This window comes from Streptomyces crystallinus (assembly GCF_039521265.1).
Classification (GTDB): Bacteria; Actinomycetota; Actinomycetes; order Streptomycetales; family Streptomycetaceae; genus Streptomyces; species Streptomyces crystallinus.
This window is the reverse complement of record NZ_BAAACA010000039.1, coordinates 38,066-63,112: the sequence shown is the minus strand read 5'-3', so window position 1 is coordinate 63,112 and position 25,047 is coordinate 38,066. Positions and strand designations below refer to the sequence as shown.

Genomic DNA, 25,047 nt, shown 5'->3' with positions numbered 1-25,047 from the left:
TGGTCCACGGCACCCGCCGCTTCGATACGTACGGCCGTCGGGCCGGGGTCAGTGGCCCCCGCCGCGCTCCTCGCCGTACTCGGCCTCCTCCGCTTCCTTGGCCTCGACCTCCGGGTCGAGTGCGCCGCCGCTGCCGTCGACGGCGCTCAGCGGGGTCGGCTCGGCGACCTCGGTGGGGGCAGGGGGCTCGACCAGCCAGTCCGGGTTGGCCTGCTTGTCCCACCACTTCCACGCGGCGACGGCTCCGCCCGCCACGATGCCGGCGACCAAGAGGTACTTGGCGGCGCGGCCGGCCCGGGCCCGGCGGTGCTGCTTCTTCACCAGCTTCTCGATCTGGCGCGGGGAGACCTGGCCGCGCAGCGCCGCGAGGGCGGCGGCGGAGCGGGCCATCGCCTCCTCGCGGACCGGCTGGGCGGCGGCGACCGCGTGGCTGACCCGGGGCGCCGTGTAGTCGGCGGCCTGGCGGGCGGCGCGGCGGGAGCGGGCGGCGGCCTCCCGGGCCACCTCGTCGACCTTCGGCGGCACATGCGGCGCGACATACGAGTCGTACTGAAGATGGGCCTGGCTGCGGGCCTGCTTGGCGGCCTTGGCCACCTTGGGCGCGAGCCGGGTGCGCGTCTCGTGCGCGTAGTGCGCGGCCTGGTTCTTGGCCGAGTCGGCGTAGGGCGCCACCACTTCCGCGGCGTGCAGCACGCTCTCCTTCGCCGAGCCGGTCGCGGCGCGCACACTGTCCATGCGGGTCACGTGATCCTCCTCCTTGGTGGCGGGGTTCAGGGCGGTCCGGTGGGTTGTCGCCGGAATGAGCACAGTGTCGCCTTTCCACCCATCTCGAAATCATGCCTGTCGGACGGGTACCCGGCATGCGCGGAAAGGCATCCGGGTCATGTGGGGCGGCTTCGGGTGATGCGCGGCACGAAGGCGCGAGGGCGGTGCGAGGAGAGCTCCCGTCCGACGATGCCACTGTTCGGCCCCGGGCGCGCCTGTTCGGCGGGATCGGCGGGCTCTCGGCGGCGTTTCCTTGCCGTGGGGCCCTCCGTGCGAGGATCGTGGGACGTCAGTGCAGACCAAAGGAAGGCAGACCGTGGCCGAGCAGCTTTACGCCACCCTCAAGACCAACCAAGGGGACATCGAGATCCGGCTCCTGCCGAACCACGCCCCCAAGACGGTCAAGAACTTCGTCGAGCTGGCCAGGGGCGAGCGCGAGTGGACGCACCCGGCGACCGGCAAGCGGACCACGGACCCGCTCTACGACGGCACGGTCTTCCACCGGGTGATCAGCGGCTTCATGATCCAGGGCGGCGACCCGCTGGGCAACGGCACCGGCGGTCCCGGGTACGAGTTCGCCGACGAGTTCCACCCGGAGCTGGCCTTCGACAAGCCGTACCTGCTGGCGATGGCGAACGCCGGTCCGGGCACCAACGGCTCCCAGTTCTTCATCACGGTGTCCCCCACCGCCTGGCTGACCCGTAAGCACACGATCTTCGGCGAGGTCTCCACCGACGCCGGCAGGAAGGTCGTGGACGCCATCGCGGGCGCCCAGACCAACCCGCGCACCGACCGCCCGGTCAACGACGTGGTCATCGAGTCGGTCGTCATCGAGTCCCGCGAGGGCTGAGCCCGCCCGGCGCACTGACGGCACCCGTTCGAGGGGAACCAAACCGCCCCGCTCGTCCGTATGACGTGACGAGCGGGGCGGCGCGGTTGCCGCACCCGCCCAGACCACCCCGCCGCGAGCACCCGCACCCCGCACCGAGTACAAGGAGCCCGATGGACCAGGCGAGCCTGCCGAGCTGCTACCGGCACCCGGGCGTGCAGACGGGCATCACCTGCACCCGCTGCGAGCGCCCGATCTGCCCGGAGTGCATGGTCAGCGCCTCGGTCGGATTCCAGTGCCCGGAGTGTGTGCGCGGGGGCTCCGGCACCGGCCACGCGCCGACGGCCAACCAGCCGCGCACGATGGCGGGCGCCGTGCCGGTGCCCGGCGACCCGCATCTGCTCACCAAGGTCCTGATCGGGCTCAACCTGGTCGGCTATCTGCTCCAGCAGACGCTCGGGGACAAGTTCGAGTACGGGTACGAGATGCTGGGCCGGGCCTTCGTGCCCGGGTTCGACTCGCTCCAGGGCGTCGCCGAGGGCCAGTGGTACCGCCTGGTGACCTCGATGTTCCTGCACGGCGGTGTCATGCACATCGCGTTCAACATGCTCAGCCTGTGGTGGATCGGCGGGCCGCTGGAGGCGGCGCTCGGCCGGGTGCGCTATCTGGCGCTCTACTTCGCCTCCGGGCTCGCCGGAAGCGCCCTGACGTACTGGCTGGCCGCCCCGAACCAGCCCTCGCTCGGCGCCTCCGGGGCGATCTTCGGGCTGTTCGGCGCCACCGCCGTGCTGATGCGCAAGCTGAACTACGACATGCGCCCGCTGATCGCGCTTCTGGTGATCAACCTGGTGATCACGTTCAACCCGTGGGGCGGCATCGCCTGGCAGGCCCACATCGGAGGTCTGGTCGGCGGCACGGTGATCGCGTACGCGATGGTCCACGCACCCCGTGAGCGGCGGGCGCTGATCCAGTGGGGGACGTGCGGGGTGGTCCTGCTGGCCGTGCTGGTCATCGTCATGGCGAGGACCGCGGCGCTCACCTGATCCACCGGCCGGCCACCTGGGCGGGCACACGGAGTCGGGCTTTCCCCCAAGGTTGTCCACAGTGCGTGCCGGATCTTGTGCATCCGGTGGGGAACAGCTGTGCCCCTTGTCGCTGACCTGGGTTTTCCCAGCAGGGACAAGGGGCGGGCCGTGGGCCGGTGTGGAACAGTGCAGTCACACCGGCGTCAACACGGCGGAGGTTATCCACAGATCGTCTGACCTTTTCCCCAGTGTGGATAGCGTTGTGGATAACCTGTGGGCAAGGCTTGACGAGGAGGCTGTGGAGGGGCTACTTCCACTGCGTGGAGACACCGAAGCCGCCGGCGATGAAGCCGAAGCCGACCACGATGTTCCAGTTCCCGAGGGACTTCAGCGGCATATCGCCCTCCGTCACATAGAAGAGGACGATCCAGGCAAGGCCGATCAGGAAGAACGCCAGCATCACCGGGGCCACCCAGCCCCGGCTGCCCAGCTTGATGGCGGTGGCCTGCTTGGCCGCCGGCGGCGGCGTGAAGTCGGCCTTCTTGCGGATACGTGACTTCGGCACGAGGAACACTCCTGTCGATGCGCTGCGTGACCGCGCAGGGAACTGATGGCTGGGCGGCGGCGGAGGGGCAACGGGGGATCACTGCTGCCCCCAGGCGTCCGTTAGCGTAGTGCTTCCGTGGCGCCGAAGGAGATAAGGGTACGTTGAGCAATTCCGCCGACTCCCCCGAAGGGCTCCCCGACGAGCCCGCCGGACCTGGCCGCCGCTTCCGGGCCCGCCCCGTCCGGCTGCTCTCCGCCGCCGTCTTCGCCCTCGCCGGACTCATCTTCGTCACCAGCTTCAACACCGCCAAGGGCACCAACATCCGCACCGACGCCTCGCTGCTGAAGCTCTCCGACCTGATCCAGCAGCGCAGCCGCAAGAACGCCGAGCTCGACCAGTCCACCGCCACCGTCCGCGACGACGTCGACGCCCTCGCCCGGCGCGACAACGGCTCCACCAAGGCCGAGGACCGCCAGTTCGCCGCCCTCAAGGACGCGGCGGGCACCGAGAAGGTGGCCGGCAAGGCCCTCAGCGTCACCCTCAACGACGCCCCGCCCAACGCCACGGCCGCCCCCGGCTACCCCGCCCCCCAGCCCAACGACCTGGTCATCCACCAACAGGACCTCCAAGCCGTGGTCAACGCGCTGTGGCAGGGCGGCGCCCAGGGCATCCAGGTCATGGACCAGCGGCTCATCTCCACCAGCGCCGTGCGCTGCGTCGGCAACACCCTGATCCTCCAGGGCCGCGTCTACTCGCCCCCGTACAAGGTCAGCGCGGTCGGCGACCCGGGGAAGCTGCGCCAGGCGCTCAGCGACTCCCCGGCGATCCAGAACTACCAGCTGTATGTGAAGGCGTACGGACTCGGCTGGAAAGTCGACGAGCACAAGGCGATGACTCTGCCCGGCTACTCGGGCACAGTGGATCTCCACTACGCGAAGCCGGTGGGATAGCGCGGGAGGGGGCGGCCCGGTGCCTGTGGTCTCGGTGCGGCTGGTCGTCAGGACGCTGAGCGAACTGTGCCTCACGGCCGGCACCCTGATCGTCCTCTTCGTCGTCTACCTCCTGTACTGGACCGGCGTGAAGGCGGACAGCGCCGCCGACAGCCAGATATCCGGCCTCCACCACCAGTGGGAGCGCGCGCCGGCCACGAGCGCGCCCCGGCGGGCGGCGCCGCCCGCCCCCGCCCCGTACACCGAGGGCAGGTCCTTCGCGGTCATGTACATCCCCAGGCTGGGCAAGGGCTGGCACAAGCCCGTCCTGGAGGGGACCGGGGTCAAGGACCTCCAGAAGGGCCTCGGGCACTACGCCGCCACCGCACCGCTCGGCCAGCAGGGCAACTTCTCGGTGGCCGGGCACCGGCGCACCTACGGCGACCCCTTCAAGGACTTCCCCGAGCTGCGGCCCGGCGACGCGGTGGTGCTCACCGACGGCACGACCTGGTTCACCTACCGCCTCGACAACAAGCCGTACCGGACCGTGCCCAGCGATGTCGGCGTCGTCGACCCGGTCCCCGCCAAGTCGCCGTACCGCTCCCCGGGCCGCTATCTCACCCTCACCACCTGCGATCCCGAGTGGGGCAGCAGCCACCGGCTGATCGCCTGGGGCCACCTCGACTCCACCCGGCCCGTCGCCCTCGGCAAGCCCCAAGCTTTGACCGGCTGAGCCCCTGTGCGCGGCGCCGCCCCTTAGTCTGGTGCGGTAACGATCGTCGGAAGGGACAGCGGACAGCATGTACGGCTGGATCTGGCGGCATCTGCCGGGCAACGCGTGGGTACGGGCGTTCACTTCGCTCGTCCTGGTACTGGCGATTGTCTATGTGCTCTTCCAGTACGTCTTCCCGTGGGCGGAGCCGCTGCTTCCGTTCAACGATGTCACCGTCGACCAGGGCATGGGAGCGACCCGATGAGCGCACGCGTTCTCGTCGTGGACAACTACGACAGCTTTGTCTTCAACCTGGTCCAGTACCTGTACCAGCTGGGCGCCGAGTGCGAGGTGGTACGCAACGACGAGGTGTCCCTGGAGCACGCGCAGGACGGCTTCGACGGCGTGCTGCTCTCGCCGGGCCCGGGCGCGCCCGAGCAGGCCGGTGTCTGCGTCGACATGGTGCGCCACTGCGCGGCGACCGGGGTGCCGGTCTTCGGCGTCTGCCTCGGCATGCAGTCGATGATGGTCGCGTACGGGGGTGTGGTCGACCGGGCGCCCGAGCTGCTGCACGGCAAGACCTCACCGGTCCTGCACGAGGGCGCCGGGGTCTTTCAGGGGCTGCCCTCGCCGTTCACCGCGACCCGGTACCACTCGCTGGCCGCCGAGCCCTCGACCCTCCCCGCCGAGCTCGAGGTCACGGCCCGCACGGCCGACGGGATCGTGATGGGGCTGCGCCACCGGGAACTGCCGGTGGAGGGCGTCCAGTTCCATCCGGAGTCGGTCCTGACCGAACACGGCCATCTGATGCTCGCCAACTGGCTGGTGCGCTGCGGGGACACCGGAGCCGTCGAGCGGTCGGCAGGCCTGGCACCGGTGGTGGGCAAGGCCGCGGCGTGACGGCGGTCCGGCCGGAGCACGAGTTCGACCCGCTGACGGACCCCCTTCCGGCGGGTGGTCACGGGTCGCCTTGGTTCAGGGCGGACTCCATCCCGCAGGGACAGCCCCCGCCCCGGGCTCAGGCGCCTGGCCAGGCACAGACGCCGGGTGACGTCTACGCGCCTGTGGACGCCTACGCGCCCGTGGACCCTTACGCGCGCGTGGCACCGGCGCCGGAGGCCGCGCCCGCGCCCGCGCAGGAGTGGTACGGGGAGCCCTCGGCGGCCCCCGTGGAGCCCGCGCCACTGCCTCCGGTCGCCCCCGAGCCTGCCCCTGAACCCGCCCCCAACGGTGCCGCCCTCGACGACGCCACCATGGCGCTGAAGCGCATAGCTGAGGCGCCCGCGCCTCCCACCGGTGGCCGGGCCGAGCGGCGCCGGGCCGCGAAAGCGCGCGGACACCGGGCCCCGGCCGCCGCGCCCACCGAACCGGCGAGGACCGGCCGTCCGCCGACCCGCGCCGAGGCGCGCCGCGCGGCCAAGGCGCGCAAGGACAGCGCGGCCGTCGTGGCCAGCCGCATCGTCGGGGAGCTGTTCATTACGCTCGGCGTGGTGATGCTCCTGTTCGTCACGTACCAGCTGTGGTGGACCAACATCCGCGCCCATCAGCAGGCGGGCAGCGAGGCCAAGAAGATCACCCACGACTGGGCGAGCGGCAAGAAGGCCCCCGGCGCCTTCGAGCCCGGCAAGGGCTTCGCCCTCATGCACATCCCCAAGCTGGACGTGGTCGTCCCGGTCGCCGAGGGCACCAGCAAGCACAAGGTCCTCGACAAGGGCATGGTCGGCCACTACGGCCAGGGCAGCCTGAAGACCGCGATGCCCGGGGACAAGACGGGCAACTTCGCGGTCGCCGGGCACCGCAACACGCACGGCGAGCCCTTCCGCTACATCAACCGGCTCAAGCCCGGCGACCTGGTGATCGTGGAGACCCAGCAGGCGTACTACACGTACGCGATCAGCCGTACGCTCCCCTCGACCAGCCCCAAGAACGTCTCGGTGCTCAAGCCGATCCCGGTCGGCTCGGGGTTCACCCGGCCGGGCCGCTATCTGACCCTGACGACCTGCACCCCCGAATTCACGAGTACGTACCGAATGATCGTGTGGGGCAAGATGGTCGACGAACGACCGCGCAGCAAGGGCGTGCCCGACGCGCTCGCCGACTGACGCAACGACAGACAGGTGCGGTGGAGTTGAGGACCGAGCACGACGAGCAGCAGACCGAGGCCCCCGGCCCGCCGCGACCGCGCCGCCGCGGTGTGGTCGCCGGGGTGGTCAGCGTCATCGGCGAGCTGCTGATCACGGCCGGGCTGGTGCTCGGCCTCTTCGTCGTCTACTCGCTGTGGTGGACCAACGTCATAGCGGACCGCGAGGCGGCCAGGCAGAGCAAGGACGTGCGCCGCGACTGGGCCAACAGCGGCCCCGGGGCCCTGGACACCAAGGGCGGCATCGGCTTCCTGCACGTCCCCGCCATGCACAACGGCGAGGTGCTGGTGAAGCGGGGCACCGACACCAAGGTGCTCAACGGCGGTGTGGCGGGCTACTACACCGACCCGCTGAAGGCGGTCCTGCCCGGCGGCGCCAAGGGCAACTTCACGCTCGCCGCGCACCGCGACGGCCACGGCGCGAAGTTCCACAACATCGACAAGATAAGGACCGGCGATCCGATCGTCTTCGAGACGAAGGACACCTGGTACGTCTACAAGACGTTCGCCGAGCTCAAGGAGACGTCGAAGTACAACGTCGACGTCCTCAAGCCGGTGCCGAAGGAGTCGGGCGCCCACCGGCCGGGCCACTACATCACGCTGACCACGTGCACGCCCGTCTACACCTCCGACTACCGCTACATCGTCTGGGGCGAGCTGGTGCGCACCCAGAAAGTCGACGAGAAGCGCACCAAGCCGGCCGAGCTGCGCTAGCGGCCACCGCCCGGCCCCTGGGCACCTTCACGTACGTACGGAAAAGCCCCGGCCCCCCTGAGGGGGAGCCGGGGCTTCGCGCTGGGCCGGTCGTCAGCCGCCGGAGGGGCCGCCGAACGGGAAGTTCCCGCCGCCGTCCTGGCCGCCGCCGCCCCCGCCGATCGTCGTCAGGACGATCGCCGTGGTGGCCGGGTCGGAGGGGGTGGTGGCCGGCGGGGTCTGCGAGGTGACCCGTGCCTTCTCGTCGCTGGAGCTGCCGGGCGCGAACTGGATGTTGCTGAACCCTGCCCCGTTGAGGATCTCCGTGGCCTGCTTGACCGTCTTGCCGAACACGCTCGGCACGGGGACCTGCGTGGGCGTCTGCGGGCCCTTGGAGACCTTCAGGACGATCTGGACGTCCTTGGTCTGGTTGGTGTTGCCCTTGGGCGTCTGGTCGACGACCTGGCCCGCGGGCTTGTCCGAGTCGACGTCCTGACGCGAGACGTTGGTGAAGCCGAGCGTGCTCAGCTGGGCCACCGCCGCGTTGTAGTCGGTGTTCGTGACGTCGGGGATCTTGGACGTCTTCTTCTTGGCGATGGAGAGCGTGACCTCGGAGCCCTTCTCGGCCTGCTGGCCGCCCTTGGGGTCCTGGCTGACGACCGTGCCCTCCTCGGACTCGGACTCGACCGTGGTGGTCTTCACGGTGAAGCCCTTGGCCTCGAGGAGCTGGGTCGCGTTGTCCTTCTTCTTCTCCGTGACGTCCGGCACCTCGACCTTGGGCGCGCCGGTCGAGACGACGACCGAGACGGCCTCGCCCTTCTTCAGCTTGCCGCTGGTCGGGGTCTGGCTGCAGATGCTGTCCTTGGGCTGGTCGGCACAGGGCTCGGACTTGGCGACCGTCAGTTTGAGACCGACGTTCGCCGTGAGGGTCTCGGCGGACTTCTTGGTCTCGCCGACCAGCTGCGGCACCGGCACCAGGCCGCTGTCGCTGCCGCCGCCGCCGAAGACCGCCTTGCCGATCAGGATCGCGCCGACGAGCACCAGCACACCGGCGAGCACCAGCAGGATGGTCGAGGTGTTCGACTTCTTCTGGCGGCGCCGGTCGGGGCGGTCGTCGTATCCGTAGCCGCTGTCGTCCGGGTTGACCGGGGGCAGCATGGACGTCTGGCCCGCCGCGTCCGCGGGGCGCAGCGCGGTCGTGGGCTGGTCCTGGGGGCCCGAGGTGTAGGCGTCGTAGCCGCCGTAGCCGACCGCGCCCATGGCGGCGGTCGCGGCGACCGGCTGGCCGTCGAGGCAGGCCTCGATGTCGGCGCGCATCTCGTCGGCCGACTGGTAGCGGTAGTCCGGGTCCTTGACCAGCGCCTTCAGGACGATCGCGTCCATCTCGGGCGTGATCTCGGGGTCGAAGTTGCTCGGCGGCTGCGGCTCTTCCCGTACGTGCTGGTAGGCGACCGCGACCGGTGAGTCACCGACGAACGGCGGCCGCACGGTCAGCAGCTCGTAGAGGAGGCAGCCGGTCGAATACAGGTCGGAGCGGGCGTCGACCTGCTCGCCCTTGGCCTGCTCCGGGGAGAGGTACTGGGCGGTGCCGATGACGGCGGCGGTCTGCGTCATCGTCATACCGGAGTCGCCCATGGCCCGGGCGATGCCGAAGTCCATGACCTTGACCTGGCCGGTGCGCGTCAGCATGACGTTGGCCGGCTTGATGTCGCGGTGGACGATGCCGGCGCGGTGGGAGTACTCCAGGGCCTGGAGGATGCCGACCGTCATCTCCAGCGTGCGCTCGGGCAGCAGCTTGCGCCCGGAGTGAAGCAGCTCACGCAGGGTGGATCCGTCGACGTACTCCATCACGATGTACGGGATGGAGACCTGGTCGACGTAGTCCTCGCCGGTGTCGTAGACCGCGACGATCGCCGGGTGGTTGAGCGAGGCGGCGGACTGGGCCTCACGGCGGAACCGGGCCTGGAAGGACGGATCGCGGGCGAGGTCGGCCCGCAGCGTCTTCACGGCGACAGTGCGGCCGAGCCGGGTGTCGTGCGCGAGGTAGACCTCCGCCATGCCACCACGGCCGAGCACCTGGCCCAGCTCGTACCGGCCGCCGAGGCGACGCGGCTCTTCCATAACGTTCCAGCCCTCTCCGTCAGTCCCGACCGCACCCGTGTGTGTGGTCCGGCGGTGTGCTGTTCGCGCATACGCTACCGGGCACCGGAAGCGGATCAGTCCGTGACCGTCAGCTGATACCGGACCGGTACAGGGCGCGAGCGACGTTTCACGTGAAACGAGGACCGTTTCACGTGAAACGTCCCGGGGTCACTTCTTGAGCACCGCCTTCATCACGGCCTTGGCGATGGGAGCGGCCAGACCGCCACCGGAGATGTCGTCCCGGTGGGCCTCGCCGTCCTCGACGACGACCGCGACCGCGACCGGGGAGCCCTGATCGGTCTTGGCGTACGAGATGAACCAGGCGTACGGCTTCTCGCTGTTGTTGAGGCCGTGCTGGGCGGTACCGGTCTTGCCGCCGACGGTGACGCCGTCGATGGCGCCCTTCTTGCCGGTGCCGTCGGTGACGACGTTCTCCATCAGCGCCTGGACCTTCTGGGCGTTGGCGGCCGACAGCGGCTGGCTCATCTTCTCGGGCTGGGTCTTGGACAGGACGTCCAGGTTGGGCGCCTGGAGCTGGTCGACCATGTACGGCTTCATCAGCTTGCCGTCGTTGGCGACCGCGGCGGCCACCATGGCCATCTGGAGCGGGGTGGCGCGGTTGGAGGCCTGGCCGATGCCGGCCATCGCGTTCTGCGGCCGGTTGTCCTTGGGGTAGACGCTGGCGTCGGCGCGGACGGGGGTGAAGATCTCGTCGTTGAAGCCGAACTTGTTGGCCTCGTCGATCATCTTCTTGTTGCCGAGGTCATCGCTGATCTTGCCGAAGACGGTGTTGCAGGACCACTGGAGGGCCACCTTGAGCGTGGCGTTCTCGCAGGGGATGCTGCCCTCGTTCTTCAGCGGGGTCGTCGACTGCGGCAGCTGGTAGGGCACCGGCGAGCGGGTCGGCTCGTCGATGCTGGAGTACAGCCCGTTCTCCAGCGCCGCCGAGGCGGTGACCACCTTGAACGTGGAGCCGGGCGGGTAGGTCTCGCGCAGCGCCCGGTTCAGCATGGGCTTGTCTTTGTCGGTGAGCAGCTTCTGGCGGGCCTCGGAGTCCGCCTTGGTGTTGCCCGCGAAGACCGACGGGTCGTACGAGGGCGTCGAGGCCAGCGCCAGGATCGCGCCGGTGCGCGGGTCGATCGCGGCGACCGCGCCCTTCTTGTCGCCGAGGCCCTCGAAGGCCGCCTTCTGGGCGGCGGTGTTGAGGGTGGTGACGACGTTGCCGCCCTGCTTCTTCTCACCGGTGAACATCGAGAGCGTCCGGTCGAAGAAGAGCCGGTCGTCGTTGCCCGAGAGGATCTTGTCCTCGATGTTCTCCAGCTGCGAGGAGTCGAAGGCCTGCGAGTTGTAGCCGGTCACCGGCGACCACAGGGCGCCGTTGTTCCAGGCCCGCTTGAACTTGTAGTCGCTGCCCGAGGTCTCCTTGGACGCGGTCATCGGCTGGCCGTCGGCCGTGATGATGTTGCCGCGCTCATGGGCGAACCGCTCGATCTGGACGCGCCGGTTGTACTTGTGCGCGTTGAGCTCGTCGGCGCGCACGTACTGGAGCCAGTTGTCGCGGATCATCAGGGCCATGATCAGCAGCCCGCAGAAGATCGCGATCCGTCGCAGGGGCTTGTTCACGGTCGGACCACCTGGGTCATCTCGGCGTCGGGGGAAGGGGCGGGGGCGGGCGCCGGACGGCGGGCGGTGTCACTGATGCGGATGAGGATGCCGATCAGCGCCCAGTTGGCGATCACGGAGGAGCCGCCCTGCGCGAGGAACGGCATGGTCATACCGGTCAGCGGGATGAGGCCCATGACGCCGCCGGCGACCACGAAGACCTGGAGCGCGAAGGCGCCCGAGAGGCCGATGGCCAGCAGCTTGCCGAACGGGTCGCGGGCGGCGAGCGCGGTGCGCACACCCCGCTCCACGATCAGCCCGTAGATGAGGAAGATCGCCATCATCCCGGCCAGGCCCAGCTCCTCGCCCACGGTGGAGAGGATGAAGTCGGCGTTGGCGGCGAAGCCGATGAGGTCCGAGTTGCCCTGGCCCAGGCCCGTACCGAGGGTGCCGCCGGAGCCGAACGACATGATCGCCTGGCCGATCTGCTCACAGGCACCGGTCTTGTCGGTCTTGTAGCAGGCGAACGGGTCGAGCCAGGCGTTCACACGGGACTGGACGTGCGGCTCGAAGGAGGCCACGGCGACCGCTCCGGCCGCCGACATCAGCAGACCGAAGACGATCCAGCTGGTGCGCTCGGTGGCCACGTACAGCATGATCACGAAGAGGCCGAAGAAGAGCAGCGAGGTGCCCAGGTCGGTCTCGAAGACCAGGATGAGGATCGAGACGCCCCACACCACGAGGATCGGACCGAGGTCACGGCCGCGCGGCAGGTACAGACCCATGAAACGGCGGCTGGCGAGCGCCAGCGCGTCCCGCTTGACCATCAGGTACCCGGAGAAGAACACCGCGATGATGATCTTCGCGAACTCTCCGGGCTGGATGGTGCCGAAGCCGGGGACGGAGATCCAGATCTTGGCGCCGTTCACCGCCGGGAAGAACATAGGCAGGATCAGCAGGAACAGCGCGACCGCCATCGAGATGTAGGTGTAGCGCTGGAGGATGCGGTGGTCCTTCAGGAGCATGAGGACACCGATGAACAGCGCCACGCCGATCGCCGTGTACAGCATCTGCTTGGGCGCGTCCGCGTGGAAGGCGCCGAACGCGCTCTTGGCCCGCTGGATCAACCGCGGCGACTGGTCCAGGCGCCAGATCATCACCAGGCCCAGCCCGTTGAGCAGCGTCGCCAGCGGCAGCAGCAGCGGGTCCGCGTACGGGGCGAACTTGCGCACCACGAGGTGCCCGACGGCCGCGAGCAGCCCGAGGCCCAGCCCATAACCGAGCATGCCGGAAGGCAGCTTGCCGGTCATGGCCAGGCCCACGTTGGCGTACGCGAACACCGGGATGGCGACGGCGAAGACGAGCAGCGCGAGCTCGGTGTTGCGGCGGCTCGGTGCGTCGATCGCGCCGATGGTGGTCGTGTTAGTGACAACGCTCATGGTGTGGAAAGGCCCCCTACGGCTGCCTACTGCTTACCGCACTGCGGGACCAGCTTCTGCTCTTCCTCCGAGAGGCTGGGGCCGGGCGTGGGAGTGGCGGTGGTCTTGGTGGACCCGGTCTTGCCGGGCGACGGCGACGCCGTCGTACCGGTCTTCGGCGGGTTCTGGCTCTCGGCGGCGCGCCGCTGCTCGTCCTTCTTGCACGCCGACGCCTGCGTGGACAGTTCGGTGATCTTGGCCTGGGCCTTGGAGAGACTGCCCTCGGCGATCGTCGCCTCGACCTGCTTGCGCTGGTACGGCGGCAGGTACTTGAGTTCGATCTCGGGGTGGTCGGTCTCCACCTTCGACAGCTTCACCCAGGCCAGGTCCTGGCTGATGCCCTGGTAGAGCGCGACGTGCTCGTCCTTGGTGCCGACGTAGTACTGCGTCTGCGTCCAGCGGTAGCCGCCGTACAGACCGCCGCCGACCACCGCCAGGGCGAGCACGATGTAGGCGGATCTCTTCAGCCACTTGCCGCGCCGCGGCTTGACGAAGTCCTCGTCCGAGTACGCCCCGAAGGCGCCCTCGGGCGGGGCGCCGTAGCCGCTCTCGTCGCCGCTGCCGGGCGGGCCGAAGCCGCCCTGCGGCGGGGCGGGGCGGCCGAGCCCGGAGGCGCGGCCCGCCGGGGTCTGCATCGCCCCGTCATCGTTGAGCTGGAGCTGGTTCTCGGCGACCGCGCCCACGATCACCGGGATGTCGCTGAGCTGCCCGGCCAGCGTGTCTCCGGAGTCGACGTCCAGGACGTCGGCCACGATCACCGTGATGTTGTCGGGGCCGCCGCCGCGCAGCGCGAGCTGGATCAGCTCCTGCACCGTCTCCTGCGGCCCCTGGTAGCTGGCGAGGGTGTCCTCCATCGTCTGGTGGGACACCACCCCCGACAGGCCGTCGGAGCAGATCAGATAGCGGTCGCCCGCCCGCACCTCGCGGATCGACAGGTCCGGCTCGACGTGGTCGCCGCTGCCGAGCGCGCGCATCAGCAGCGAGCGCTGCGGATGCGTCGTCGCCTCCTCCTCGGTGATGCGGCCCTCGTCCACGAGCCGCTGCACCCAGGTGTGGTCCTGTGTGATCTGGGTGAGGACGCCGTCGCGCAGCAGGTACGCGCGCGAGTCGCCCACATGCACCAGGCCCAGGCGCTGGCCCGTCCACAGCAGAGCGGTGAGCGTGGTGCCCATCCCCTCCAGCTGGGGGTCCTCCTCGACCATCATGCGCAGCTGGTCGTTGGCGCGCTGCACCGCCGTACCCAGCGACGTCAGGATGTCGGAGCCGGGCACGTCGTCGTCGAGCGTGACCAGGGTGGAGATCACCTCGGAGGAGGCGACCTCACCGGCGGCCTGGCCGCCCATGCCGTCGGCGATGGCGAGGAGACGCGGACCCGCGTAACCGGAGTCCTCGTTGCCCTCGCGGATCATGCCCTTGTGGGATCCGGCGGCGAAGCGCAGGGAGAGACTCATGCCCACCTCGCCCGTCGGCTCGGGGTACAGCCGGTCATGTCGAGCCACACTGCCCACCCTCCGGTCGGGAGCCCGTCCCGGTCCGTCGTCCGGACCGCCGCGGCTCGCTCGCTCCGCTCGCTCATTGTCGTACTACTTCCGCAGCTCGATGACGGTCTTGCCGATGCGGATCGGCGCGCCCAGCGGAATCGGGGTCGGGGTGGTGAGCCGCGTCCGGTCCAGGTAGGTGCCGTTGGTGGAGCCGAGGTCCTCGACGATCCAGTTGCCGTCGCGGTCCGGGTAGATCCTGGCATGCCGGCTCGAGGCGTAGTCGTCGTCGAGGACGATCGTCGAGTCGTGCGCCCGGCCCAGCGTGATGGTCTGCCCCTGCAGCGCCACCGTCGTGCCGGTCAGGGTGCCCTCGGACACCACCAGCTTGGTGGGCGCGCCCCGGCGCTGGCGGCCGCCCGACGGGGCCTGCTGGCCGCGCTGCTGCGGCGGCGCGGCAGCGGCGGCGGCCTGCCGGCCGGTCTGCTGGCGGCCGGTGTCCCCGCCACGGCGCGAACCGCGCTGGGTGACCCGGGTGCCGAACAGGTCGCTGCGGATGACCTGGACGGCCACGATGACGAACAGCCACAGTACGGCGAGGAAACCCAACCGCATGACCGTGAGGGTCAGCTCTGACATTGCCCCCGCTTCACCCTTCGGCTTGCCGGTAAACGATGGTGGTGCTGCCCACGACGATCCGCGAGCCGTCGCGGAGCGTAGCGCGGGTGGTGTGCTGCCCGTCCACCACGATGCCGTTGGTGGACCCGAGATCCTGGATCGTCGAGGGCGTTCCGGTCCGGATCTCACAGTGCCGGCGCGAGACGCCGGGGTCGTCGATCCGCACATCGGCGTCGGTGCTGCGGCCCAGCACCAGCGTCGGGCGGGAGATCTGGTGGCGTGTGCCGTTGATCTCGATCCAGCGCCGCACCTGGGAGCCCGGCATGGGGCCGGGAGCCGTCGGGCGGCGGTCCGCGCCGGGACGGCCGGGGCCGCCGTTCCCGCCGGGGGGCGGGGCGGCCGGCATCGGCGGTGCGGCGGCGGGCGGATAGCCGTAGCCGCCGCGGCCCTGGGGGGACTGCGGCGCCGCGGCGGGAGCGGGCCGGGACGGACCCGCGGGCCTGCCGTACTGCTCCTGCTGGTTGTGCTGGTCCTGCTGGTCGGTGCTGGAGGCGAGCGTGCGGCTGCGCACCCGGTACAGGCCGGTGTCGAGATCCTCGGCCTTCTCCAGGTGGACCTTGATGGGGCCCATGAACGTATAGCGCTGCTGCTTGGCGTAGTCGCGGACCAGGCCGGACAGTTCGTCGCCCAGCTGCCCCGAATACGGGCTCAGGCGCTCGAAGTCGGGCGCGCTGAGCTCCACGATGAAGTCGTTGGGGACGACGGTCCGCTCGCGGTTCCAGATCGTCGCGTTGTTGTCGCACTCGCGCTGGAGGGCGCCGGCGATCTCGACGGGCTGGACCTCGGACTTGAAGACCTTCGCGAAGGTGCCGTTGACCAGGCCTTCGAGACGCTGCTCGAAACGCTTCAGGACTCCCATGGGGCACCTCCTCCGTCGATGTCGTCCTGGTACTGCTTACTGATCGTATCCACGCGTCGGGAAATCGGCTGGTTCCCCTTCTGTGACCGGTGGACGAGTGTCACCTCTCACACGGATCGTAGAGGTGGCCTCCTGACAGTGTCCCGCACCCGGGGTGCACCGTGGAGGAGTGGGTGCGGCCCCTCCCCGTTCCCTTCGGACCCCTGTGAGGTTCCTGTGGGTCCCCAGGTCGTCGCTGTACGTCGACCTTCCTCCTCCTCTCATGCCCGGTGGGGGCGGCGGAAACAACGGATGTGAATCCACCCTGCGCAGCGTGCTAATCTTCTCGACGTCGCCAGGGAAACGGACCGAAACGGTGCGAAGAACTGGACACCACTCGGGCGAGTGGCGGAACGGCAGACGCGCTGGCTTCAGGTGCCAGTGTCCTTCGGGACGTGGGGGTTCAAATCCCCCCTCGCCCACAGAACGAAAGCCCCGCAGGTCAAACGACCGGCGGGGCTTTCGCGTTCCCGGACGCGCGAGCGAATTCGCGAGGGGCCTTCCCGGGGCCCGGGATGGCCGTCGGCAGGGGGGGAAGCCCGGCCGCGGCGGGCGACTTTTGTCTCGGCGGGGCGCGACGAAAGAGAGCCGTCCGCCGCCCGCGCCGCTGCCTAGGGTGCCTCCGTGGACGTGTCATCGAAGATCCAGGACGCCCGGCTGCGGCTGGTGGGACCGGAACCCTGGTCCGGCCGCCGGATCGCCGGCGAGTCGGCCCTCGCCCTGCCGCTGGCCCTGGTCGCCGCCGGGGTGACCCGGCTGGCCGACGGCGGCCTGGTCCTGCCCGCCCTGGTGGCGCTCGCCGTACTCGCCCTGTCGCCGCTGCGCCGCAGGTTCCCCTCGAGCGTGCTCATCGCCACCGCCGCCCTCAGCGGGGCCGCCGCGGGCGCCACCTTGCTGCTGCTCGTGGTGGCCTGCTCGGCGGGCCGGCGCATCGCCGGGGCGGGAAAGGCACTGGCCGCCTTCTGCGCCGCGTTCGCCGGATACCTCCTCGCTCTCCTACTCACCGAGTCCGGCGGCGGCCCGCTCCTCGTCATCTCCCTGTTCTCGGCGCTCTTCTTCATGGTGATCGCCGTGGTGCCGGGCCTCGCCAGCCGCTACTGGTACCAGCGGCGCACCCTGCTCCAGACCATGCAGGAGCGCAACGCGCAGCTGCTGCGCGAGCGCGCCATGGTCGCCGGGCAGGCCCGGCTGCGCGAACGCCAGCGCATTGCCCAGGACATGCACGACAGCCTCGGCCACCAACTGGCGCTGATCTCCGTGCACACCGGGGCCCTGGAAGTCGACCCGGCGCTGACGGGCCGCCAGCGCGAGGCCGTAGGCGTGCTGCGGGAGGCCTCGGTCGCCGCCATGCACGAACTGCGCGCCGTCGTCGGCATCCTGCGCGACGGCGTCGAGGCACCCGAGCACCACACGGACGAGGCCCAGCGCGCCGCCCGCGGCACAGCGGGCGTCGAACCCCTGGTGGCGGCCGCACGGGCGGCGGGCACCACGGTGGAGCTGCGCGAGACGGGGGAGCCCCGCCAGCTCGCCCCCGCCTCGGACCACGCGGCGTACCGGATCGTCCAGGAGGCGCTCACCAACGCGTACAAGCACGCGCCCGGCGCTCCCATCGGCGTGGAACTGCGCTACGAGCCCGACGCGCTCGTCGTCGAGGTCGTCAACGGGCCGGCGGCCGGGCCCCCGCCGAACGAGGTGGTCAGCGGCGGACAGGGCCTGACCGGGCTGCATGAACGGGCCCGTCTGGTCGGCGGCATGGTCCACACGGGGCGGACCGGCGACGGGGGCTTCCGGGTCGCCGGAGTGCTGCCCTACGGCGCGCCGGAGGCGACGACCTTCGTCGATGCGGCGGACGACTTCCGACAGCAGCCGTCAGCCCTCCCGCCCGGCGACGGTGGTGCGACCGGTGCGACGGGGACCGGCCGGCACCAGGCCGGTCGGCACGTCGGCTGGGACGTCGACCTGAACGTCGCGGAGAGGGAGTTGGCCATGAGCAGCAGGAGCAGGGCCGGAGGCGTCGCCCTGGGGTGCGGGATCGCCTTCGCGGTGGTGGTGCTGCTCGCGGTGGCGGCGGGCGTCGGGCTGTTCTTCCTCGCCGGGTCCGCGGACAAGGCGATGATCGACCCCGCCGAGTACAAGGACATCAAGGTCGGCGCCTCCGAGCAGGAAGTACGCGGCCGGCTGCCCGACGGCGACACGTTCCTGACGACGGGCCTGCCCGGCAAGGGGCCTGCCGAGCCCGCCGGTTCGAGCTGCCTGGTACTGATGTCGTCCGAGGTCGGCGACAGCGTCAGGACCGAGCCTGTTTTCCGGTTCTGCTTCAAGGACGGCAAGCTGATCGAGAAGCAGTCGTACGAGGTCGAGCGTTAGGTGTGGCTGGCTGGCTGGCTGGCTGGCTGGCTGGCTGTAGCTGTAGCTGTAGCTGTGGCTACAGCGGTTGCGGTCGCGCGGCGGGAGCGCGTCGGCGTGGCGCGAGGACAGGAGCAGGTGTGACGGGTCCAGGCGGTCCACTCGGTCCGGGCGGTCCAGGCGGGCCGGACGGCCCCTCTGGGGTGGACGGCGCATTCCGTATGGACGGCACCCGAGGTCCGCGGATCAAGGTCGTGATCGCAGACGACGAGCCGCTGATCAGGGCGGGGATCAGGATGATCCTCACCTCGGACCCGGCCATCACGGTGGCGGCGGAGGCGGCGAACGGTCGGGAAGCCGTCGAGGCCGCGCGGGCGCACGGCGCCGACGTGGTGCTGCTCGACATCCAGATGCCGGTGATGGACGGGCTGACCGCGCTGGCCGAGCTGCGCCGGAGCACGCCGGGGACCCGAGTGATCATCCTCACGACGTTCGGCGAGCGGGAGAACGTGTTGCGCGCGCTGGAGCACGGGGGCGCCGGATTCCTCCTGAAGGACACCGCCCCGGCGGAGCTGATCGCCGCGGTACGGGCGGCGGCGGCCGGGGACGCGTATCTCTCACCCGGCGCGACCCGGCACGTGGTGGACCAGCTGGCCACGGGGCGCGCGGTGGTCCGGGGCGAGGAGGCGCGACGCCGGGTGGAGGTGCTGTCCGCGCGGGAGCGGGACGTACTCGTCCTCCTCGGGGAGGGCCTGTCCAACGCGGACGCGGGGAAGCGGCTCCATATGAGCGAGGCCACGGTGAAGACCTATGTGAGCCGCATCCTGGCGAAGCTGGAGTGCGAGAACCGGGTGCAGGCCGCGCTGTTGGCGCGGGACGCGGGGCTGTAGGGAGCCGCTTGGCGGCGGGAGCCTGTTTCACGTGAAACAACGGGGCGCGGCGCGGGCGGCGGAGAGTTGCGGGGCGATCTGTTCGGCGCGTTTCCGAGTGCTCTGACGGGTCTGACCTCTGACGGGCCTGACCGGTTTGACCGGTCTGACCTGCGCGTTCGCCATCTCCTGTAAGTGGTTGTAGAGTACAACATATCGAGTGAGTTGTATAAGCCAACCATTGGAGTTGTGGTGTCCGCCGGTACCGCTCCCAGCCCTCTGCGCCATGTGCTCAGCCATCTCCTCACCCCGCTGCTGATGTGCGTCGGGATGGGCCTCGCGTATCTGGGGGCCTTCCACAACCCGCAGCCGCACGACCTGCGGGTCGACATCGTCGGCTCGGGTCCCAGTACGCAGGTGCTCGCCCAGACCCTCCAGGACCAGGGCGCGGGCGCCCTCGACGTCCGTACCGTGCCCGACCGCGCCTCCGCCGTCGACAGCCTCGAACAGCAGCACGCGTTCGGCGCCTACATCCCCGGCGCCAAGCCCGAACTGCTCGTCGCCTCCGCCTCCTCCGACACCAGCGCGACGGCCGTGGAGAAGGTCTTCACCAAGGTGGCGGCGGCGCAGGACGCGCCCCTGAAGGTCACCGACGTGACGGAACTCGCCAAGGGCGACCCCACCGGCCAGGGCATCTTCTTCCTGCTCGTCGCGCTGAGCATCGGCTCGTACGCGTCCGTCGCGGTGATCGGCGGCGCCGGAGCGGTGCTCTCGCTGCGGATCAGGGCACTGCTGGCGCTGGGTATGTCGCTGCTGGTCAGCGGTATTGGAGCGGTCTTCGCAGGCCCGATGTTCCACCTCGTCGACAGCGGACTCGGCGGCGTCTGGGGCATGGCGTGGCTGTACTCGGCCGGAATCCTGCTGATCGGCGTCGGACTGCACACCTTCCTCAAGAGGTGGACGACGCTCGGCGTGATGGTCCTCTTCGTGATGCTCAACTTCACCAGCTCGGGCGGCATCTTCCGCCCCGAACTCCAGCCCGGCTTCTTCGGCTCCCTGCACGCCTTCTGGAACGGTGCCGGGTTCATCGAGGGCGCCCGCAGCCACGTCTACTTCGGGGGCCACGGGCTCGGTGGCCATGTGCTGGTCCTGGGACTGTGGCTGCTGGCGGGCGTCGTGCTGATGGGGGTTGCGGCGGTGGCCGAGCGGGGGCGGAAGGCGGTGGCTTCCGGGGCGGGTGCGGGTGCCGGTGCGGGGGTCGGTGCGGGCGGTGCCGGGGCTGGATCGGGCGTGGCTGGGGAGGACGGTGTTGCGGATGTCGGTAGTGGTGCTGGTGGCCGAGGTGACGGAGGTGACCGGCGTGAGGGGGATGAGGAGATCGAGGAGGAACTGGAGGAGGCGGTCGGCGTCTGACGGGCGTCTCACGGCGGCTGGGCGCTGGATTCTCAGCCGAAGCCTGGGTCTCGGCTGACCCCTGAGTTCTCAGCTCACCCTTGGGTTCCGGCAGGACTGAACTCTTGGACCTCGGCTGTGGATAACTCCCGGCAACGGCCTGCTCAACGGCCGTTGCCGGGAGTTATCCACAGGGGGAGACGGCTGTCGGCCGCCGACGGTACCGTCATGGCATTCGAGCTGTTGATGTTGAACGAGCACGGGGGAGGCGGCACGCGATGAGCGATGTCGAAACGGTGATTCCGGGCATGCGAGCCGTGCCCGACGACGGGCAGATCCGGATTCCCGAGGTGCCGGGCTTCCGCCACCACAACGGCCGGGAGGCGGGACCGACCGGACACAAGGCCGGTTCGCCGAAGAGCGACGGCAAGGCCCTGCGCGACCGGGTCCCCCGCGCCTCGCACGACTCCCTTCTTCTCTCTGCGGACCGACCCGACGCCTTGCGGGCCGTCGAGGAGTCGAACCAGGGCCGCGTGCCCGAGCTCACTCCGATCCGCGTCGGCCGCATGGCCGCCTCCCCGTTCGCCTTCTTGCGCGGCGCCGCCGGCCTCATGGCCCACGACCTCGTCGGCACCCCCGTCACCGGGATCAGCGCCCAGATCTGCGGCGACGCCCACGCGGCCAACTTCGGCCTCTACGGTGACGCGCGCGGCGGCCTCGTCATCGACCTGAACGACTTCGACGAGACCGTGGCCGGTCCCTGGGAATGGGACCTCAAGCGCCTCGCCGCCTCCCTCGTCCTGGCCGGGCGGGAAGCCGGCGCCGACGAGAACACCTGCCGGGCCGCCGCGTACGACGCGGTCGGCGCCTACCGGCGCACCATGCGGCTCCTGGCGAAACTGCCAGTGCTGGACGCGTGGAACGCGATAGCCGACGAGGAACTGGTCTCCCACACCGACGCCCGCGACCTGCTGGGCACCCTGGAACGGGTATCGGCCAAGGCCCGCAACAACACCAGCGCCCGCTTCGCCGCCAAGGCCACCGAGCAGATCGCCGACGGCCACCACCGCTTCGTCGACGCGCCGCCCGTGCTGCGCCGGGTGCCCGACGCCGAGGCGGCCGCGGTGGCCGCCTCGCTCGGCCCCTACCTGGAAACCCTCTCCGAAGACCGTCTGCCGCTCCTCGCGCGGTACGCGATACATGACGTGGCCTTCCGGGTCGTCGGCACCGGCAGCGTCGGAACACGGTCGTACGTGGTGCTGCTCCTCGACCACCGCGGCGAACCGCTGGTGCTCCAGGTCAAGGAGGCCCGCGCCTCCGCCCTGCTGCCGCACCTGGCCAAGGCCGGCTTCCACGCCCCGGACGCGGGCCACGAGGGACGGCGGGTGGTCCTCGGCCAGAAGCGGATGCAGGTCGTCAGCGACATCCTGCTCGGCTGGACCACGGTCGACGGACGCCCCTATCAGGTACGCCAGTTCCGCAACCGCAAGGGCAGCGTCGACCCCGCAGCCCTGGCACCCGACCAGCTGGACGACTACGGCCGCATGACAGGCGCACTGCTGGCCCGCGCCCACTCCCACAGTGCGGACCCGCGCCTGATAGCCGGGTACTGCGGCAAGAACGAAGAGCTCGACGAGGCCGTCGCCGGGTTCGCGGTCCTCTATGCCGACCGCACGGAATCCGACCACGCGACCCTGCTGGCCGGGATCCGGGATGGGCGGGTGAAGGCTGAGCTGGGGGTTTGAGGTGGTGGTGGAGGGCGGGGAGGGGGTGGGGGGGGGAGGGGGAGGGAGGGCCCCCACCCCCCGCGCCCGTACGCTGGACCGGTGACGGACGAACCTGCCGAAGACACCACCGCCCAGCCCCAGGACCCCGAGAACGCGGAACGGCCCGAAGCCCGGCTGGACAGGGCTGTGCGGGCGGCCGAGCAGGCGTTGATCGAGTTCGAGATCGCCGTGGAGACCTTCCGCGTGGAGGTGGAGAACTTCTCCCGCCTGCACCACCAGAAGCTCGGCCCGATGTACGCGCGGCTCGACGAGCTCGACGCCCAGATCGCCGAGGCCAGGGCCTCCCTCACCGGCGACCCGGAGGACCAGCGCAAGGCGCGCGAGGCGCGGGCCGCGGTGCTGCCGATGCCCGGGGTGGACGAGCTCTTCCACGACTGGATGGACTCCGACGGCCTCTCCCCCGAAGCCGCCTCCATGCTCACCGACCAGCCCGTACGGCAGCCGAAGCGGGTCCGCCCCAGCGAGGAGGCGCGCAAGCTCTACCGCGACCTCGCACGCAAGGCGCACCCCGACCTCGCGCAGGAGGACCAGGAACGGGCCCGGCGCGAGGAGTTCATCACCCGCGTCAACGCCGCCTACGCCCGCGGTGACGAGGACCTGCTCCGGGAGCTCGCCGAGGAGTGGGCGGCGGGGCCGGTGCCGGAGGAGGTGCGGCCCAGCGAGAGCGAGGAGCTCTACGCCCGGCTGGAGTGGCTGGCCCAGCGCAAGGAGCTGCTGGCCGTACTCGCCCGTGAGCTGGAGGAGAGCGCGATCGGCTCGATGCTGCGGATGGCGCCCGACGACCCGGACCGCCTCCTGGAAGAGATCGCCGAGCAGCTGCTGGCCGAGGTGGCCGGGCGCGAGGCGGTCCTGGCCGAGCTGGTGCAGTAGCGTTCCCAGTGACCTGGCCACACTGAACGGCTGGCATCCTGAAAGACAGCCGGACAGCTGTTATGGCAGGCCCGACGCCCGGAACAGTCGACCGTCACGTACGAGAGAAGGCATGACCCATGAATTTCGCCCAGCTGCCGTCCGTGGATGTCGCCGCCGTGCCGGCAGACGCCCTGGTGCTGGACGTCCGTGAGGACAACGAGTGGGCGGCCGGGCACGTCGAGGGCGCGCTGCATGTGCCGATGAGCGACTTCGTGGCGCGCTTCGGCGATGTGACGCAGGCTGTCGAGGACGGCCGCCGGGCGTATGTGATGTGCCGGGTCGGCGGACGGTCCGCGCAGGTCACGCAGTATCTGGTGCAGCAGGGCATCGACGCCGTGAACATCGACGGCGGCATGCAGGCGTGGGAGGCCGCCGGGCGCCCGATGGTCACTGACAACGGCAGCGACGCCTTCGTCCTCTGAGGCGCTGACCGGCCCTGTCGGCCGGGCCGCTCGCACGCGGTGGCGAGCGGCCGTACGTGCCGCTGCCCGACTATCCCAGCGGGTGTGCGGCCAGCAGGTCGCCGAGGGCTTCCTCGTGGGCCGCGGCCGGGCCGAGTGACAGTTCCAGTTGCTTGGCCCACGCGTGGTAGCGGTGCAGGGGGTAGTCGGTGTCGGCGCCGAATCCGCCGTGCAGATGCTGGGCGGTCTGTACGACTCTGCGTACGCCTTCGGACGCCCAGATCTTCGCCACCGCGACGTCCCCGGTCACGGGCAGTGTGCCGCTCGCGCCGGTGCTGATGCGCCACGCGGCCTGCCAGAGGGTGGCCTCCATCGCGCGCAGGTCGATGTAGCGGTCGGCTGCCTGGACGGCGACTGCCTGGAAGGTGGCGATGGGGAACCCGAACTGTTCGCGTTTGCCGGCGTATGCGCTGGTCATCGCCAGTACGCCTTCGCCGAGGCCGAGCGCGAGCGCGCAGGTGCCGGTGGCCAGCAGATCGCGCAGCCACTCCCAGACTCCCTCGGCCGTGATGACCGCGAGCGCTTCGATACGTACGGAGTCGAGGCGGACCTCGGCATAGCGCTCTCCGCTGGTGGAGATCTGCTCGGCGAGCGTGATCCCGTCGTGGACGCGGGGGACCAGCGCGAGTACGGCGCGGCCCTCGCCGGTGTGCGCGGGCACGGCGATACGGTCCGCGCTCTGCGCCCAGGGCACGCCGGTCTGGACCCCGTCGAGCACCCAGCCGCCGCTCCCGCCGCTCCCGTCGCTCTCCCGCCGTGCGGTGACGGCGAGTTCGGCGGGGTCGTGGCCGGTGCGCCCGTTGGCCCCGACGGTGAACACGAGTTCGCCCCGGCCCGCGGCGGGCAGCAGCTGGTGGGCCAACTCGGCGTCCCCGTACCGCTGTACGGCCATCGCCACCGCGCTGCTCTCCAGCAGCGGCACCCGGCCCAGCACCTTGGCGGACTCGCGCAGGACCAGGCAGAGGGCGATCGGGTCGAGGCCTGCCCCGCCGTACTGGGGGTCGATGACCAGGCTCAGCAGGTCCGACTCGGCGAGCTTGGCCCACAGCGGGCGGTCGAACTCCTCGGCCACCGTGCCCTGAGTCAGCGCGGGGCTCGGCACGGCGTCTGGCGCGACCCCCGAGAAGACCGCCTTCGCCGCCTCGACGGCCGCCTGCTGCTCCTCGGTGAAGGTGAAGTCCACAGCCCTGTCCTCCCGCGAACGCCGGATCTGACGGTTCGTCAAGATAGAACAGGTTCTAGCGGATGGGAATGGTCAGCGCCGCTCGATGAGCCCGACCCTGGGGGCCTCCCTCCCCCCCGCCCCACCCCCACCCTCGGCCCACACCCCCCCCAGCCCAGCCCAAGTCAGCCCAGCTCAGCCA

Annotated in this window: 23 protein-coding genes and 1 tRNA gene; 15 read left to right on the top strand and 9 right to left on the bottom strand. The window is 70.5% G+C overall.

Annotation, left to right across the window (positions count from 1 at the left end; translation table 11 throughout):
• Positions 1 to 48: 48 nt before the first annotated feature.
• The gene (locus tag ABD236_RS27595) at positions 49 to 744 is read right to left on the bottom strand and encodes a DUF5324 family protein (RefSeq protein ID WP_344078117.1); all 696 of its coding nucleotides are present in this window, start codon (positions 742 to 744) and stop codon (positions 49 to 51) included.
• A gap of 337 nt (positions 745 to 1,081) precedes the next feature.
• Here ABD236_RS27595 and ABD236_RS27590 point away from each other — a divergent pair, with 337 nt between their 5' ends.
• Positions 1,082 to 1,615, top strand: a complete 534-nt coding sequence (locus ABD236_RS27590; protein ID WP_344078115.1) for a peptidylprolyl isomerase — start codon at positions 1,082 to 1,084, stop codon at positions 1,613 to 1,615.
• 152 nt (positions 1,616 to 1,767) lie between these two features.
• A complete protein-coding gene (locus tag ABD236_RS27585; RefSeq protein WP_344078113.1) occupies positions 1,768 to 2,637 on the top strand; it encodes a rhomboid family intramembrane serine protease in 870 nt (289 codons plus the stop codon).
• A 289-nt stretch (positions 2,638 to 2,926) separates the two neighbouring features.
• Here ABD236_RS27585 and crgA read toward each other — a convergent pair whose 3' ends face one another.
• Positions 2,927 to 3,184, bottom strand: a complete 258-nt coding sequence (gene crgA, locus ABD236_RS27580) for a cell division protein CrgA (RefSeq protein ID WP_344078111.1) — start codon at positions 3,182 to 3,184, stop codon at positions 2,927 to 2,929.
• A gap of 143 nt (positions 3,185 to 3,327) precedes the next feature.
• Between crgA and ABD236_RS27575 the strand changes: the two genes are divergently transcribed.
• The 6 genes from ABD236_RS27575 to ABD236_RS27550 all read left to right on the top strand — a co-directional run bounded on the left by ABD236_RS27575 (position 3,328) and on the right by ABD236_RS27550 (position 7,661).
• Positions 3,328 to 4,116, top strand: a complete 789-nt coding sequence (locus tag ABD236_RS27575; RefSeq protein WP_344078109.1) for a DUF881 domain-containing protein — start codon at positions 3,328 to 3,330, stop codon at positions 4,114 to 4,116.
• Positions 4,117 to 4,135: 19 nt separating this feature from the next.
• Positions 4,136 to 4,828 carry a class E sortase gene (locus ABD236_RS27570; protein ID WP_344078107.1) on the top strand — a complete coding sequence of 231 codons (693 nt, stop codon included), beginning with the start codon at positions 4,136 to 4,138 and terminating at the stop codon, positions 4,826 to 4,828.
• Positions 4,829 to 4,895: 67 nt separating this feature from the next.
• The gene (locus ABD236_RS27565) at positions 4,896 to 5,072 is read left to right on the top strand and encodes a hypothetical protein (protein WP_283142588.1); all 177 of its coding nucleotides are present in this window, start codon (positions 4,896 to 4,898) and stop codon (positions 5,070 to 5,072) included.
• On the top strand, positions 5,069 to 5,707 hold the full coding sequence (locus ABD236_RS27560) for an aminodeoxychorismate/anthranilate synthase component II (protein ID WP_344078104.1): 639 nt from the start codon (positions 5,069 to 5,071) through the stop codon (positions 5,705 to 5,707). The genes ABD236_RS27565 and ABD236_RS27560 overlap by 4 nt, the downstream gene beginning before the upstream one ends.
• A complete protein-coding gene (locus ABD236_RS27555) occupies positions 5,704 to 6,909 on the top strand; it encodes a class E sortase (RefSeq protein WP_344078102.1) in 1,206 nt (401 codons plus the stop codon). The genes ABD236_RS27560 and ABD236_RS27555 overlap by 4 nt, the downstream gene beginning before the upstream one ends.
• 20 nt (positions 6,910 to 6,929) lie before the next feature.
• Complete coding sequence (locus ABD236_RS27550) at positions 6,930 to 7,661, top strand: class E sortase (protein ID WP_344078100.1); 732 nt, start codon at positions 6,930 to 6,932, stop codon at positions 7,659 to 7,661.
• 93 nt (positions 7,662 to 7,754) lie between these two features.
• On the opposite strand, the gene pknB is transcribed toward ABD236_RS27550, so the two are convergent.
• The 6 genes from pknB to ABD236_RS27520 form a co-directional block, all read right to left on the bottom strand.
• A complete protein-coding gene (gene pknB / locus ABD236_RS27545; RefSeq protein ID WP_344078098.1) occupies positions 7,755 to 9,761 on the bottom strand; it encodes a Stk1 family PASTA domain-containing Ser/Thr kinase in 2,007 nt (668 codons plus the stop codon).
• Between the two features lie 189 nt (positions 9,762 to 9,950).
• Entirely contained in the window at positions 9,951 to 11,405 is a 1,455-nt protein-coding gene (locus ABD236_RS27540; protein ID WP_344078096.1) for a penicillin-binding transpeptidase domain-containing protein, read from the bottom strand.
• Positions 11,402 to 12,823, bottom strand: a complete 1,422-nt coding sequence (locus ABD236_RS27535; protein WP_344078093.1) for an FtsW/RodA/SpoVE family cell cycle protein — start codon at positions 12,821 to 12,823, stop codon at positions 11,402 to 11,404. The genes ABD236_RS27540 and ABD236_RS27535 overlap by 4 nt, the downstream gene beginning before the upstream one ends.
• A gap of 26 nt (positions 12,824 to 12,849) precedes the next feature.
• Entirely contained in the window at positions 12,850 to 14,313 is a 1,464-nt protein-coding gene (locus ABD236_RS27530; protein WP_344078365.1) for a Stp1/IreP family PP2C-type Ser/Thr phosphatase, read from the bottom strand.
• A 132-nt stretch (positions 14,314 to 14,445) separates the two neighbouring features.
• Positions 14,446 to 14,979: an FHA domain-containing protein FhaB/FipA gene (locus tag ABD236_RS27525; protein WP_101389129.1), complete on the bottom strand. Its 534-nt coding sequence runs from the start codon at positions 14,977 to 14,979 to the stop codon at positions 14,446 to 14,448.
• 10 nt (positions 14,980 to 14,989) lie between these two features.
• On the bottom strand, positions 14,990 to 15,877 hold the full coding sequence (locus ABD236_RS27520; protein ID WP_344078089.1) for an FHA domain-containing protein: 888 nt from the start codon (positions 15,875 to 15,877) through the stop codon (positions 14,990 to 14,992).
• A 378-nt stretch (positions 15,878 to 16,255) separates the two neighbouring features.
• Here ABD236_RS27520 and ABD236_RS27515 point away from each other — a divergent pair.
• The 7 genes from ABD236_RS27515 (at position 16,256) to ABD236_RS27485 (ending at position 23,644) form a co-directional block, all read left to right on the top strand.
• Positions 16,256 to 16,338: transfer RNA gene (locus ABD236_RS27515), tRNA-Leu, on the top strand.
• Positions 16,339 to 16,540: 202 nt separating this feature from the next.
• Positions 16,541 to 18,283: a sensor histidine kinase gene (locus ABD236_RS27510; RefSeq protein WP_425543970.1), complete on the top strand. Its 1,743-nt coding sequence runs from the start codon at positions 16,541 to 16,543 to the stop codon at positions 18,281 to 18,283.
• Between the two features lie 200 nt (positions 18,284 to 18,483).
• Positions 18,484 to 19,152 carry a response regulator transcription factor gene (locus tag ABD236_RS27505; RefSeq protein ID WP_344078087.1) on the top strand — a complete coding sequence of 223 codons (669 nt, stop codon included), beginning with the start codon at positions 18,484 to 18,486 and terminating at the stop codon, positions 19,150 to 19,152.
• 231 nt (positions 19,153 to 19,383) lie between these two features.
• On the top strand, positions 19,384 to 20,544 hold the full coding sequence (locus ABD236_RS27500) for a hypothetical protein (protein ID WP_344078085.1): 1,161 nt from the start codon (positions 19,384 to 19,386) through the stop codon (positions 20,542 to 20,544).
• A 257-nt stretch (positions 20,545 to 20,801) separates the two neighbouring features.
• Positions 20,802 to 22,268, top strand: coding sequence for a DUF2252 domain-containing protein (locus ABD236_RS27495; protein ID WP_344078083.1), 1,467 nt, complete (start codon positions 20,802 to 20,804; stop codon positions 22,266 to 22,268).
• An 81-nt stretch (positions 22,269 to 22,349) separates the two neighbouring features.
• On the top strand, positions 22,350 to 23,180 hold the full coding sequence (locus ABD236_RS27490; RefSeq protein ID WP_344078081.1) for a J domain-containing protein: 831 nt from the start codon (positions 22,350 to 22,352) through the stop codon (positions 23,178 to 23,180).
• Between the two features lie 119 nt (positions 23,181 to 23,299).
• Complete coding sequence (locus ABD236_RS27485) at positions 23,300 to 23,644, top strand: rhodanese-like domain-containing protein (protein WP_344078079.1); 345 nt, start codon at positions 23,300 to 23,302, stop codon at positions 23,642 to 23,644.
• A 70-nt stretch (positions 23,645 to 23,714) separates the two neighbouring features.
• On the opposite strand, the gene ABD236_RS27480 is transcribed toward ABD236_RS27485, so the two are convergent.
• Positions 23,715 to 24,866: an acyl-CoA dehydrogenase family protein gene (locus tag ABD236_RS27480; protein ID WP_344078077.1), complete on the bottom strand. Its 1,152-nt coding sequence runs from the start codon at positions 24,864 to 24,866 to the stop codon at positions 23,715 to 23,717.
• Positions 24,867 to 25,047: the final 181 nt, after the last annotated feature.

Bases quoted from the DNA above. Each gene is read 5' to 3' on its own strand.
- ABD236_RS27585 (WP_344078113.1), top strand. From the start codon at position 1,768: ATGGACCAGGCGAGCCTGCCGAGCTGCTACCGGCACCCGGGCGTGCAG.
- ABD236_RS27565 (WP_283142588.1), top strand. From the start codon at position 4,896: ATGTACGGCTGGATCTGGCGGCATCTGCCGGGCAACGCGTGGGTACGG.
- ABD236_RS27560 (WP_344078104.1), top strand. From the start codon at position 5,069: ATGAGCGCACGCGTTCTCGTCGTGGACAACTACGACAGCTTTGTCTTC.
- pknB (WP_344078098.1), bottom strand. From the start codon at position 9,761: ATGGAAGAGCCGCGTCGCCTCGGCGGCCGGTACGAGCTGGGCCAGGTG.
- ABD236_RS27535 (WP_344078093.1), bottom strand. From the start codon at position 12,823: ATGAGCGTTGTCACTAACACGACCACCATCGGCGCGATCGACGCACCG.
- ABD236_RS27530 (WP_344078365.1), bottom strand. From the start codon at position 14,313: ATGAGTCTCTCCCTGCGCTTCGCCGCCGGATCCCACAAGGGCATGATC.
- ABD236_RS27525 (WP_101389129.1), bottom strand. From the start codon at position 14,979: ATGTCAGAGCTGACCCTCACGGTCATGCGGTTGGGTTTCCTCGCCGTA.
- ABD236_RS27520 (WP_344078089.1), bottom strand. From the start codon at position 15,877: ATGGGAGTCCTGAAGCGTTTCGAGCAGCGTCTCGAAGGCCTGGTCAAC.
- ABD236_RS27505 (WP_344078087.1), top strand. From the start codon at position 18,484: ATGGACGGCACCCGAGGTCCGCGGATCAAGGTCGTGATCGCAGACGAC.
- ABD236_RS27495 (WP_344078083.1), top strand. From the start codon at position 20,802: ATGAGCGATGTCGAAACGGTGATTCCGGGCATGCGAGCCGTGCCCGAC.
- ABD236_RS27485 (WP_344078079.1), top strand. From the start codon at position 23,300: ATGAATTTCGCCCAGCTGCCGTCCGTGGATGTCGCCGCCGTGCCGGCA.